This is a genomic window from Bacteroidales bacterium, from assembly GCA_021648725.1.
Taxonomy (GTDB): Bacteria; Bacteroidota; Bacteroidia; order Bacteroidales; family JAADGE01; genus JAADGE01.
This window is the reverse complement of sequence record JAKISF010000004.1, coordinates 19,424-32,886: the sequence shown is the minus strand read 5'-3', so window position 1 is coordinate 32,886 and position 13,463 is coordinate 19,424. Positions and strand designations below refer to the sequence as shown.

General features: G+C 29.8%; 11 protein-coding genes. All 11 read left to right on the top strand.

Annotation, left to right across the window (positions count from 1 at the left end):
* Positions 1–11: 11 nt before the first annotated feature.
* The gene (locus L3J35_02550; GenBank protein MCF6365060.1) at positions 12–1,316 is read left to right on the top strand and encodes a PD-(D/E)XK nuclease family protein; all 1,305 of its coding nucleotides are present in this window, start codon (positions 12–14) and stop codon (positions 1,314–1,316) included.
* 141 nt (positions 1,317–1,457) lie between these two features.
* Entirely contained in the window at positions 1,458–1,691 is a 234-nt protein-coding gene (locus L3J35_02545) for an NINE protein (GenBank protein MCF6365059.1), read from the top strand.
* 126 nt (positions 1,692–1,817) lie between these two features.
* A complete protein-coding gene (locus L3J35_02540) occupies positions 1,818–3,488 on the top strand; it encodes an AAA family ATPase (GenBank protein MCF6365058.1) in 1,671 nt (556 codons plus the stop codon).
* 128 nt (positions 3,489–3,616) lie between these two features.
* Complete coding sequence (locus L3J35_02535; protein MCF6365057.1) at positions 3,617–3,802, top strand: hypothetical protein; 186 nt, start codon at positions 3,617–3,619, stop codon at positions 3,800–3,802.
* 57 nt (positions 3,803–3,859) lie between these two features.
* The gene (locus tag L3J35_02530) at positions 3,860–4,375 is read left to right on the top strand and encodes a phospholipase D family protein (protein MCF6365056.1); all 516 of its coding nucleotides are present in this window, start codon (positions 3,860–3,862) and stop codon (positions 4,373–4,375) included.
* A 211-nt stretch (positions 4,376–4,586) separates the two neighbouring features.
* Positions 4,587–6,899 (top strand): exodeoxyribonuclease V subunit gamma, encoded by a 2,313-nt coding sequence (locus L3J35_02525; GenBank protein MCF6365055.1) that lies wholly within the window; start codon positions 4,587–4,589, stop codon positions 6,897–6,899.
* An 84-nt stretch (positions 6,900–6,983) separates the two neighbouring features.
* On the top strand, positions 6,984–7,622 hold the full coding sequence (locus L3J35_02520; GenBank protein MCF6365054.1) for a DUF4290 domain-containing protein: 639 nt from the start codon (positions 6,984–6,986) through the stop codon (positions 7,620–7,622).
* A gap of 68 nt (positions 7,623–7,690) precedes the next feature.
* On the top strand, positions 7,691–8,995 hold the full coding sequence (murA, locus tag L3J35_02515; protein ID MCF6365053.1) for a UDP-N-acetylglucosamine 1-carboxyvinyltransferase: 1,305 nt from the start codon (positions 7,691–7,693) through the stop codon (positions 8,993–8,995).
* 43 nt (positions 8,996–9,038) lie between these two features.
* Positions 9,039–10,001: a helix-turn-helix domain-containing protein gene (locus L3J35_02510; GenBank protein MCF6365052.1), complete on the top strand. Its 963-nt coding sequence runs from the start codon at positions 9,039–9,041 to the stop codon at positions 9,999–10,001.
* 176 nt (positions 10,002–10,177) lie between these two features.
* Positions 10,178–11,110: a hypothetical protein gene (locus tag L3J35_02505; protein MCF6365051.1), complete on the top strand. Its 933-nt coding sequence runs from the start codon at positions 10,178–10,180 to the stop codon at positions 11,108–11,110.
* Between the two features lie 265 nt (positions 11,111–11,375).
* The gene (locus tag L3J35_02500) at positions 11,376–13,424 is read left to right on the top strand and encodes an ATP-binding protein (protein ID MCF6365050.1); all 2,049 of its coding nucleotides are present in this window, start codon (positions 11,376–11,378) and stop codon (positions 13,422–13,424) included.
* The last annotated feature ends 39 nt before the right edge of the window (positions 13,425–13,463 follow it).

Below are 13,463 nucleotides of genomic sequence, written 5' to 3'. Positions count from 1 at the left end.
ATAATTAAAATATGGAAAAAGAACAAATACAAAACATTAAAAACTTATTGCAAAAAGTATCGGCAATAAGTAAAAAATATGAAGAAATTGCAAAAATAACCGGTGAAAATTTTAATATCTTTCAGGTTATGAATATGCAATCTGATGAAGTTAATTTGCATTCTGCATTTATTGCAGAATTACTTAACCCAAAAGGAATGCACGGACAAGGAGATGTTTTTTTGAAACTTTTTATTGAGCAATTTAAAATAGAAAACTTTAATACGGAAAATGCAGTTGCCGAAGCTGAAAAATATATAGGTGCAATTAATGAAGATTATACGGAAGGAGGCAGAATAGATATTATTATTAAAGGTAATGAAGGTAAAAAGATTATTATTGAAAATAAAATATATGCAGAAGATCAAGAAAATCAGTTGTTAAGATATTATAATTATGCTCCTGATGCATATATATATTATTTAACACTATATGGTGAAGAGCCTTCTGTTTATTCAATAGGAAACGGTTCTTTTAAAAAAGAAAATGTAAAATTATTATCATATTCTGATGATATAAAAAAATGGCTTGAAAAATGTAAAAAAGAAGCGGTAAATTTTCCCGGTTTAAGAGAAACAATTACACAATATATTAACATCATTAAATATTTAACAGGGCAAACTATGAATAAAACTATGAATAAAGAAATGGTTGAGTTAATATTGAAAGATGCGGATAATTTAAAGAGTGCAGTAAAAATCAACCAAGTAATTTTGGATGCTAAAATTGAACTTCAAAAAAGATTTTGGATAAGTTTAAAAGAAAAAATTGAAGAGTTTATGCATGATAACCAAAATATCATTTTAAAAATTAATGAGACTAATATAACTGGTGAAAATATAAAAAGATTTTACACTTCCGGTGGTGAAAAATACTTCTATCAAGGAATTAGTCTTATTATTAATAAAATTGATGATAAACACTATATAAAACTAAATATAGTAAACATATACAAATATCCGACATTATCTATAGCAATTGTCAATAAAGAAGGAAAAGAAGACCATGATGAAAAAAATGACTTTTCTGACTATTTGCAATATTTCAAGGATGTGTTTAAAAAAGAATATAGCGAGAAGTTTCAATCCGGAAAAGAAAATGTATTATCCGGATGGATTTATACAAAGTTTAAACATAATTTTAAAGATTTTAATTCAGAAGATGTTTTTAACATGACAAATGAAAAGTATTTAAAAGAAAAAGTTGATGAATTTTGGAAAGAAATAAAAGAGATAATAATAGAGTTTCAAGAAAGTATAAAAAAAATATCAAATTAAATTTTTCAGATTACTCAATTCTTAAATTAGGGTATTTCAGAAAAAGCAAAAAAATATTTTTAAATTTTCACAACGCTGCCTTTCGGCATAAGCACTTCATAATTTTGTATAAAATATTTATCAATTAAAAATACAAAAGTTATGAAGTCAAAAACAATTGCTTATTTAGTGTGGTTTTTTCTCGGAATTTTTTCCACTCACAGATTTTATCTCGGCAAATACGGAAGCGGAATAATTTATTTACTGACATTACAACTCGCAGGTATCGGTTGGATTGTTGATTTATTCCTGCTCGGGAGTATGGTCGAACAATTCAATACAAAATCGGAACTTAAAACAATACGAAAGGTAACAATTGCAAATGCAGGGAAATAAAGTTGTGTTTCCCAAACCGAAGCTTTGCCGGTGTTTAAAACTTCGATAATTTTTTTTAGCGTAATTTATTAACGACATATTCCGGCAGAGACTATGCTTATTTTTACATCATAAAATAAAATTACGATGAAAATAAGTGTTAAAATAAAAAACAAAGTTTTACAAGGCATTAATACGATTTACGAAAAATCTAAAAAATGCAAACTGGAAGAAAGTTTTTTTAATTCAGTTGATACGGAATTGCAACTGATTGCCGAATATTTAAAAATAAATAAAAGTCAAGCATTTTTATATTCGGTTGTATTCTCAAAGAACTACAAAGGCACAACTGTTGATTTCACTAATTTGATAAAATATTTTAAATGTAGTCCCGTACAATTATTGTATATGAGTAAAGATTTTGACTTCCTTACCGAAAAAGGATATTTTAAAATTGAAAGTTCAAGATATAGAAGTGCACTTAAACGTTCGAATTATCAATATTATATTAATGAAACTATACCGGAAGCACTTTTAAACTCAAAACCTTTACCTGTATTAAATAATAACAAATTTGATGACATATATAAACTTTTAAATTATATTTATGATATAGGTAAGAAAAAAGAAAATAACGAAATAAATCTTTTTTTGTTAAGACATAAAATTTTAAAAGTAATTAATAACAATTTGGAACACCCTCTTATAAAATGGCTTGACTCTCAACCTTTAAAAATATATGATAAGTTTATTGTATTATATCTTATTTGGAAAAAACTTAATGGAAATGAAAATGTTTATTTATCCAAAACTTTTGAAGTTATATATGACGATCCATTAGAAAGAATAAAAGAAATACAAAAGATAATAGGTAAAAACCACGAACTGATAAAGCTTAAATTAATTAAAATTGAAGGAGAAGATTACATGGATTACGCAAAGGTTGAATTATCTGATAATGCAATAAAAATTATAAAAAAACACAATATAGAGCTTTACACTCCTAAAATTGAAAAAGAATACATCATAAAACCGAGGAAAATACCCGAAAAACAATTATTTTATAATCAAAATGAAAAAGAACATATTGAAATGTTGAATAATATTTTGGAAAATAAAAATATGAGTAAAATAAAAAGGCGGTTAAAAAGTAAAAACTTGCCGACAGGAATAACCGTTTTGTTTTTCGGTGCACCCGGAACTGGAAAGACGGAAACCGTATATCAGTCGGCAAAAAAAACGGGCAGAGAAATTATGCAAGTTGATATAAGTAACACAAAATCAATGTGGTTCGGTCAAAGCGAGAAGAAAATGAAAGAAATATTTACCGAATACAAAGAACTGTTAAAAGAAAGTAAGAAAATACCTGTTTTGCTTTTCAATGAAGCCGATGCAATTATATCAAAACGGCAAAATAACTCGATAGGAAATACTGTTCAAACTGAAAATACAATACAAAATATAATATTACAAGAATTGGAAACTTTTGAAGGTATTTTTATTGCCACTACAAATTTACCCGAAAATTTTGATTCTGCTTTTGAAAGAAGATTTCTTTTTAAAATTGAATTTAAAAAGCCTGATAACGATACAAAATTAAAGATTTGGAAATCGAAGCTAAAGGGTCTGACAAAAGAAGAATATGACCTTTTAAATACAAAGTTTGATTTAACAGGAGGTCAAATTGATAATATAGTAAGAAAAATAAACATGTATGAAGTATTAAACGGCAGATTACCGTCTTTAACTAAAATTACTGAATTTTGCGAAACTGAAAAATTATCAAATAAAGATACAGCTCAAATAGGGTTTAAATAAAAATAAAACTCAAACTTTGCCGAAGCCCAAAACTTCGGCAGAGTTTTTTAAATAATTCTTTACAGCGACACCTTCCGGCTTCGGCAAAGTTTAATTTTGTCTGAAATAATTTTCTAAATTAATATTCTATGAACACATTAAACCGAATAAAATTACTTTACTTTAAATCAAAAGCCGAAAAATTCAAAGCAAAAAAAACAAAATACAGAAAAAAAAATAACTTCGACAAAGCGGCAAAATACAGAAAAACAGAACGAAAATATCTCGAAAAAATAAGCAGAATTTTGGGAAAAGGTAATAATTTTACGTTATAACCCAATATTATTGCCTTTTTTCTTTGTTATAACCGAAAAATATACTATTTTCATAACGTGAGCACAAAATTTATAACAAACCGGCAACACTACGAAGAAGTAATCTTGGAAATTGCAAAAGCACGAAAATTTGTTTGGATAGGAACTGCCGACATAAAAGACCTGCACGTAAAACACAAAGGAAGCCTTGTTTCGTTTTTGTCGGTTTTAAACGAACTTATAAAAAAGAATGTTGCAATCAGATTACTTCATGCAAAAGAACCCGGTATAAATTTTCGCAAAAGTTTTGATAAATATCCGCGACTGTGGGACCTGATGGAACGGCAACTTTGTCCGCGCGTTCATTTTAAGCACATAATTATAGACGGGAAATTTGCTTATACCGGTTCGGCAAATCTTACCGGAGCAGGGCTCGGAATGAAAAGCGAAAATCGCAGAAATTTCGAAGCCGGAATAATAACGACAAATCCTGATTTTATTGACGAAATTATGATGCAATTTGACGAAGTTTGGATAGGGAAATTTTGTAAAATTTGCGGTCGCAGAGATTTTTGCGGTGACCCTGTTGTTTAAAAAATGAACAATAAAAATGCTGTGAAATTCGACAGACTTTTTAATTTTTAAAAACTATTTATAAAAAAAATCAAAAAAATACTGCAATTTACGTTTGCCTTTTTATTTTTGTGCATTCCTATTAGCAAATAATTTTTCTTCCGAAAAAAATACTGCACGGAAACATATTTAATAAACTTGCAAGATTAAAAATCAGATTATTACATTAACTGTGAATGACTATCTAAACCAACTTAACGAAGCTCAAAAAAAAGCTGTCGTAAATTATAAAGGACCTTCCTTAATCATTGCCGGTGCAGGTTCCGGAAAAACTCGAGTTCTTACATACCGTATTGCACACTTACTTGCAAACGGAGTAAAACCTTGGCGTATTTTAGCACTTACTTTTACAAATAAAGCAGCAAAAGAAATGAAAGAACGTATTGCAACTTTAATAGGAGAGGAGCATGTTCGTTCATTATGGATGGGAACTTTTCATTCAATTTTTGCAAAATTTTTAAGAAAAGAGGCTGAAGCACTCGGTTACCCTTCAAGTTTTACGATTTACGATAATGTTGATACAAAAAGTATTCTAAGAACAATTATAAAAGAACTACAATTAGACGATAAAGTTTATAAAGCAAATTCAGTTTACGGAAGAATCTCTAATGCGAAAAATAATTTGGTAACTGCAAATGCTTACGAAAATAATCAACAAGCAAGAATATCCGATGAAAAATCAAGAAAACCTGAACTATACAGAATTTATAAAATTTATGCCGAACGCTGTAAAAAATCCGGTGCAATGGATTTTGACGATTTACTTTTAAACACAAACATCCTTTTTAAGCAAAGACCCGATATTTTAGAAAAATACCAAAATAAATTTGACTATATTTTGGTTGACGAGTATCAAGATACAAATTTTTCACAATATCTGATTATTAAGAAATTAGCCGAACAGCATAAAAACATTTGTGTTGTAGGTGATGATGCTCAAAGTATTTATTCGTTCAGAGGTGCAAAAATTGAGAATATTTTAAAATTTCAAGAAGAATACAAAGAGCACAAACTTTTTAAACTCGAACAAAACTATCGTTCAACTAAAAATATTGTTGATGCTGCAAATTCCGTAATTGAAAAAAATAAAGACAGAATAAAAAAAGAAGTTTTCTCAAAAAACGAAGACGGAAATAAAATAAAACTTATCGAAGCGTTAACCGACAACGAAGAAGGCTTTGTAGTTGTTAATAAAATCTCGGAGTCAACAATTATCGATAAAACAAAATACCTCGACCATGCAATTCTTTACAGAACAAATGCACAATCACGTATCTTTGAAGAAGCTTTAAGAAAAAGAAACATACCTTATAAAATTTACGGCGGAACATCTTTTTACCAACGAAAAGAAATTAAAGATTTGTTGGCATATTTTAAATTAACGGTTAACAAAAAAGATGATGAGGCTTTTAAACGAATTATAAATTACCCGAAAAGAGGAATCGGAAAAACAAGCATTGAAAGGCTTGAATATTATGCAAGAGAAAACGACATTCCTATGTGGGAAGCAATGAAACTCGTCAGGTCGGTTGATATGAAACTTAATTCAAGAGCTGTTAACCAAATGATTGCATTCGCAGATTTAATTGCAGGTTTTACTGCAAAACTTCCCGAAAAAGATGCTTATGCTCTTGCAAAAGAAATTGCCGGTACAAGCGGAATATTAAAAGATTTATTTGTAGATAAGGCACCCGAAGCAATTGCAAGACATGAAAATGTGCAAGAATTATTAAACGGTATCAGAGAGTTTGCCGACAGTGAAAATACAGCAGACGAAAACTTTTTGGATAATTATTTAGAATCTGTTGCATTGCTCACAAACGAAGATAACGAAAAAGAAGAAGATAAAAACAAAGTTGCATTAATGACAATTCATTCTGCCAAAGGTCTGGAATTCAGGAATGTATATATTGTCGGAACGGAAGAAAAATTATTCCCTTCCGAAATAGCAGCATTTTCACCCAAAGAAGTTGAAGAAGAAAGAAGGTTGTTTTATGTTGCACTTACAAGAGCTGAAAAAGAATTAATAATAAGTTATTCGAGGCAAAGATATCGATGGGGGCAACTGCACGATTGCACTCCTAGCAGATTTATAAAAGATGTAAACCCTTCTTTTATTGAATTTCATTCCGCATTTGAAGATTCTGTTGAAGATATTAAAACAAATTCACCCCAACAAACAACTTTATTCCGAGGAAGAAAAAAATATCCGAAAAAAACTGTCAGCTTTAATAAAAAAACGGAAAGTATTGCAAGTACTAATTTTAATAAAAACCTTTCAAAAATTAATAATATAACAACAGCACCGGCAACCGATATCGAAAAAATAAAAGCCGGAGTTAAAGTAAAACATGCACGTTTCGGAAACGGAACCGTAATAAGTGTTGAAGGCGAGTTTCCTAATACTAAAGCAGTAATTAATTTTAATTCGGCAGGAACAAAAAACCTTTTATTAAAGTTTGCAAAATTGCACATCTTAAATTAATCACTACAAACACACATAAGAGAAAAGTAAGCATAAATCATAAATTGTAAACTTTTTTATTAATTTTGATAATTATTTAAAAATATGGAATATAACACAGCATCAGAGAAATTAATTTTGCACGAATACGGGCGAAATATTCAAAAATTAGTCAAGCAAGCAGTTCAAATTGAAGATGAAAAAGAACGCGAGAAATTTGTAAATAATATCATTTATTTAATGGGTAAAATGTACCCCTATCTTCGAGATTTAAGAGACTTTAAACATAAATTATGGGATCATCTTGTAATAATGTCTGATTTTAAACTTAAAGAAGACTCTCCTTATCCGGTTCCTGCAACTTCAACTTTTGACGGAGAACCTGAAAAAATTCCCTACGGAATAAAAAATTTCAGATATAAGCATTTCGGCAAAAATATTTTAGATATGCTTAATTATGCTGCCGATTTAGAAGACGGAGAAGAAAAAACTCTATTAACTGCCTTATTGGCAAATCACATGAAAAAATTGTATTTAACATGGAGTAAAGATATTGTTGCAGATGACTTTATTTTTCAAAAAATTACGGAATTAACCAACGGCAAATTAGTTGTTAATAAAGACCTGGTTTTAAGTGATTCCGGAAGTTTGGTAAATAAACAGCAACAACAACGCAAAAGAAAAAAAGATTCTAAATACAGCGGGAAAAAGGATAATAAATATTCTAAAAGAAGGTCGTATTAACCTTTTTTATTCTCTTGCAATGTTTTACATTAATTTGCACGTAATAATTTTTTAAAACTTATTGAAGAATGTCATCTTTCAGAATAAAAGGCGAAATAAAATTAAGCGGAGAATTAATACCCCAGGGAGCAAAAAATGAAGCATTACAAATTCTTTGTGCCGTTTTGCTTACACCCGAAGAAGTTACAATCAAAAACATACCCGATATATTAGATGTAAATAACCTGATAAAACTTCTGAATAAAATGGGAGTTCAGGTAACAAGACTTAATAGTACTGATTATATTTTTAAAGCAGAAAATATAAATACTGATTATTTGCTGACGGAAGAATATAAAAAACAAGGTGCAAGATTACGAGGTTCCGTTATGATTCTGGGACCTTTATTGGCTCGTTTCAAAAAAGCATTCATACCGGCTCCCGGCGGAGATAAAATAGGCAGAAGAAGATTAGATACACATTTTTTGGGCTTTAAAAAGTTAGGTGCAAAATTTAATTATGACGGAAATAACGGTGTTTACTCCGTTGAAGGCGAGGAACTTAAAGGAGCATATATGCTTTTGGATGAAGCTTCGGTTACGGGAACGGCAAATATTCTTATGGCATCTGTTTTTGCAGAAGGAAAAACAACAATTTACAATGCTGCCTGCGAGCCATATTTGCAGCAGTTAAGTAAAATGTTGAATAGTATGGGGGCAAAAATTTCCGGAATAGGCTCAAATATGCTTATTATTGAAGGCGTAAAATCCCTCGGAGGATGCACACATGAAATTATGCCCGATATGATTGAAGTCGGTAGTTTTATCGGCTTGGCAGCTATGACATCTTCTGAAATCACTATAAAAAATGTAAATATTAATGACCTCGGAATGATACCGCAAGCATTTCGAAAACTCGGTATTAAAGTCGAACAAGTTAAAAATGATATTAATATTCCAGCACAAGAAAATTATGAAATAGAAACTTTTATCGACGGTTCAATAATGACTATTGCAGATGCTCCCTGGCCCGGTTTAACACCCGATATTTTAAGTGTTATTCTGGTAACTGCAACACAAGCAAAAGGCAGTGTTTTAATCCATCAAAAAATGTTTGAAAGTCGTTTGTTTTTTGTTGATAAGTTAATTGATATGGGTGCAAAAATTATTTTATGCGACCCGCACAGAGCAACCGTAATAGGCTTAAACAGAGAACAATGCCTGAGAGCTTCAACTATGACTTCTCCTGATATAAGAGCAGGAATAGCATTACTTATTGCGGCAATGTCTGCCGAAGGAACAAGCACAATACATAATATTGAACAAATAGACAGAGGTTATCAAAACATTGATACAAGATTAAACGCACTCGGAGCACAAATTGAACGAATTTAATATCGGTAATATGTCCAAAGAAAATTCTTTACAAATAAATTTTTTGAACAGAATTAAGGAATTGATTCCTTCTGCAAATTCTTTTGCCGATGAACTTGCCGATGTTTTGGACATCAGTACAGACAGTATTTACCGGCGAATAAGAGGAGAAACCTTGTTGAGTATTAATGAAATTTATAAACTTTGTACACATTATAATATTTCATTCGATTTATTTACACACCAAACAAAAAATATAGCGTTTAATTACGAACCGATGGGAAACTTTACCGGTTTCAGAACCTATCTGACTTCAATATTAAACGATATGTTGCAAATAGAACGTTCTGAAAATAAGCAAATTATATATGCAGCGATTGATGTTCCCATTTTTCATCATTTTAATTACCCCGAATTATCTGCTTTTAAAATGTTCTATTGGATGAAAGCAGTTGTTAATGCTCCTTCTTTAATCGATAAACAATTTTCGGTTGAACATATAAGTCCTGAATTTGCCGATCTCGGAAAGCAAATATTTGAAGTTTATTGCAAAATTCCGTCAGTTGAAATTTGGACGGACGAAACAATAAACGGATTAATAAAACAAATTGAATTTTACTGGGATTCAGGTAATTTTGCAAAACAAGAGGATGCTTTAAGGGTTTGTGAGCAAGCACAAAATGAAATTGACACGCTAAGTAAACAAGCAGAAATAGGAAACAAAAATGTTAAACTTACAGGTGCAGAAGGAAACTTTAGTTTGTATTACAGCCAAATTGAAATAGGAAATAATTGCATCTACACAAAAAAAGCAGACATCGAGTCTATTTATTTAAGTGTACATACTTTTAACAAAATAATAAGCGGTAACCCCGGCTTTGTTGAAGATACAAAAGTTTGGCTGGATAATTTAATAAAAAAGTCAAATTTGATAAGCGGTGTTTCTCAAATACATCGTTATAAATTTTTTAAACGTGCTTCCGATAAATTAGAACGTTTAGTAAATAAAATTACAGAGAATAAATAACCTCTTTTCTAAAATTCTTTTTTCTTACTGTAGTCACATTAAAACTAAGTGATTATATGCTTGCATTTTTGTAGTTTGAATAAAAAAATATCTGAATAATATATTTGGTTTGTGGAATTTTCAATTTTTATCATCTGGATAAAACAAACGATAAGGAAATTTTAAAACTATTTATTATGGAAAACAACACACAAAAATTAACCGCAAAAAGAACATTAGGAATTTATTTAACATTTGTTATTGCTTTTATTTTGCTTTTTTTCTTTTTTATGGGAGAAATGAAAGCACAAGTTTATAACAAATGTGCAGCTCAAAATACAATATACGGAGAGTCTGTTGATGAAGCTACAGGTGGAGTAAGAAGAGTAAAAGTTGAATCAGATAAACACGGTAATGCAGACGGAAATCAATATGATTTAGCTATTGACGGTGCTTTCCAAGGAGAAACAATTGTTGTATTACACTTATACACCGGAGAAGGATTCGATTTCTCATTGCCAAAAGCTGCTTTAAAAGAAAAAGGTTTCTCCGTTTACAGATATATTAATAACCCGCCTTCGGCTGAGGAACTTGAAAAATCGCTTGATAAAGCTTGTCAGTTATGGATTATTTCAAGCTATACTCAAAAATTAAATGCTGACCATCTGAAAGTAATTAAGAAGTTTTTCGACAGCGGCAAAGGTGTTTATATCTGGGGAGATAATGAACCTTATTATGCAGATGCAAATTATGTTTCAGATTATTTAATAGGTGTTAAAATGTTGGGAAATTTACCCGGAAACGAAGTTGTAGGACTTAATAATAAAAAGAAAATGACAGGGCTTACACCGGGACATCTTATTACAACAGGTTTGGAATATGTTTATGAAGGTATAACTATTGCAACTTTACAAGACAAACAACAAGTTTTACAGCCGTTAATATATGGACATGAAAGCAACTTAGTAACAGCAACTTACGAGAAAGACGGAAAAAGATTAATTCTTGACGGCGGTTTTACTCGCTTATACATTTCGTGGGATCATGCAGGAACAGGAAGATATGTGAAAAATGCAGCAGCATGGTTGGTAAATTATGAAAAATTTGCCGAAAAAGCAGACGGTATTTAAAAAAGTTTTTAAAAAGTATGGAAATTATATTATAAAAACATCTATAAAGAAATGAGTTTTGAATTATTAACCTAAACCTTAAAGTTCATTTTACCTTCAACATTATTAATTGAAAAAAACTACACAATTAAGCTGCTCTTTTTATGAGCAGCTTTTTTTATTTCAGGTTGAGGTTTATCATTAAATAATTAAAAATTATTTAATGATAAAAGAACTTTTTTCTTATATTTGAAGAATATTGCTTCAAAAAGTTTAAGTTTTTTTAATGAAATTACTTAAAAAATATAAAACTTATATATTTATACTTGCCGGTATTTTATTGTTTTCTTGTAATACAAAAAAAAGTAAAGATTATATTGCCGAAAAAGGAATAATTGATATAACTGAGCATAACTTTAAAACCGACGGAATAATACAACTTAACGGAGAATGGGAATTTTATTACAGAGAATTATTTAGTCCGGATGACTTTAAAAACAAAAGCAATTTACTTAAAAAAGAATTTATACATGTCCCTAAATCATGGACAAAGCAATCAGGAAATAAATATTCGGAAAATGCCTATGCAACTTATCGCTTAATTATTCTTGCAAAAGATACAATAACTCCGGTTGTTATTGCAAACCAAAGAATTTTTACTGCCTGTAAAGTTTGGTTAAACGGTAAATTGCTGAATGAAGTCGGAAAAATTGCAAAAACAAAATCAGAGTATAAACCTGATTTAGAATTACTGTTGACTATTCCTCTTTACCTTAAAAAAGAAAATGAATTAATTATACAAGCTTCAAATTTTAACGACAGAAGAGCCGGAATTATAAACCCTGTTCGTATAGGTGAAGTTGAAACACTATTTTCTCTGAAAATTATTGAACTTATTATTATAATTTCCGTTATAAGCATTATTTTCATTATAGGAATTTACCATTTTATTCTGTTTTTATATCGAAGGACAGATTATTCAAACATAATTTTTTCAATTCTTGCATTATTAGTAGTTATTCTCGGAATTGTCGGTAATGATACAATGCTCAAGAATATTGTTAATCCCGGGTTTAATACAATTACCAGATTATTTCACCTTGTAATTTCACTTTATCCGGCTCTTATTTCTTTGTTTTTTTATGTGCTGTTTAAAAAAGAGGTTAATAAACGGCTGTTAATTCTCATTCTAATATTTTCCGGATTTTTATTGATATCCAGCTTGTTTTTTGATATAAGTTGGGTGCGGAAACATATTATGATGAAAATAATATTCATTTTCATTGTATCTGTATATTTTATTTTTTACTCTTTACCGAGAGCAATTATTCATAAACGGCAAGGTGCAATATGGGCATTTATAGGAATGATATTGTTATTTATTGCAAACATGAATGATAATTTATTTGCACTTGGCTACTTGCAGACCGGATATTTCGGGATATACGGCTTTGCTGCATATATTATTTTTCAATCTTTAAATATTGCCGAAAGGTTCTCCGCTTCATTTAAAAAGAATAAAAGACTTACAAAAGAACTTAAAAGCCAAAACACAGAATATTTAATACTGAATAAAGAATATAAACGACAAAATTCAGAACTTGTAGTTGCAAAAGAAAGAGCAGAAAAAGCAGATAAATTAAAATCTTCCTTTCTCGCAAACATGTCTCATGAAATCAGAACCCCTATGAATGCAATTTTGGGATTTTCAAATTTGCTGAATAAAAAAGATTTAGATAAAGAAAAAAGAAAAGAACTGACATCATATATTATTAAAAGCGGAGACAGTCTTTTTCGACTAATTAATGATATAATTGATGTTTCAAAAATTGAAGCGGGGCAGTTAGAAATTAATAAAGGAAAATGTTGCATTGATGATGTTTTTGACGAGTTAATTGAAATATACGATAAAAAACAAACGGCTGAGCTTAGCGGTAATGTAAATCTTAACTTTATTAAAAATAAAAACAAGGAACTTAATTTATATACAGATAAAGTAAGATTAAAGCAAGTATTAATTAATTTAATTGACAATGCTTTAAAGTTTACCGAAAAAGGCTTTATTGAAGTCTCTTTTACAGAAGAACTGATTGACGAAAAACAATTTTTGGTTTTTAAAGTAAAAGATACAGGAATAGGGATGACCGAAAAGCAACAAAAACAAATTTTCAGCAGGTTTACTAAATTAGAAAATGAAGGAGAAAAATTATATCGAGGCGCCGGTCTCGGGCTTTCAATTTCAAAAAATATCGTAAACCTGTTAGGCGGAAAAATATGGATAAAATCAGATGTAAATAAAGGCTCTGAATTTTATTTCAGCATTCCCTTGAACTAAACCCCTGTTTATTTATTCAAAGAAAAAAATACTTTCATT

Bases quoted from the DNA above. Each gene is read 5' to 3' on its own strand.
- L3J35_02550 (MCF6365060.1), top strand. From the start codon at position 12: ATGGAAAAAGAACAAATACAAAACATTAAAAACTTATTGCAAAAAGTA.
- L3J35_02545 (MCF6365059.1), top strand. From the start codon at position 1,458: ATGAAGTCAAAAACAATTGCTTATTTAGTGTGGTTTTTTCTCGGAATT.
- L3J35_02540 (MCF6365058.1), top strand. From the start codon at position 1,818: ATGAAAATAAGTGTTAAAATAAAAAACAAAGTTTTACAAGGCATTAAT.
- L3J35_02535 (MCF6365057.1), top strand. From the start codon at position 3,617: ATGAACACATTAAACCGAATAAAATTACTTTACTTTAAATCAAAAGCC.
- L3J35_02520 (MCF6365054.1), top strand. From the start codon at position 6,984: ATGGAATATAACACAGCATCAGAGAAATTAATTTTGCACGAATACGGG.
- murA (MCF6365053.1), top strand. From the start codon at position 7,691: ATGTCATCTTTCAGAATAAAAGGCGAAATAAAATTAAGCGGAGAATTA.
- L3J35_02505 (MCF6365051.1), top strand. From the start codon at position 10,178: ATGGAAAACAACACACAAAAATTAACCGCAAAAAGAACATTAGGAATT.
- L3J35_02500 (MCF6365050.1), top strand. From the start codon at position 11,376: ATGAAATTACTTAAAAAATATAAAACTTATATATTTATACTTGCCGGT.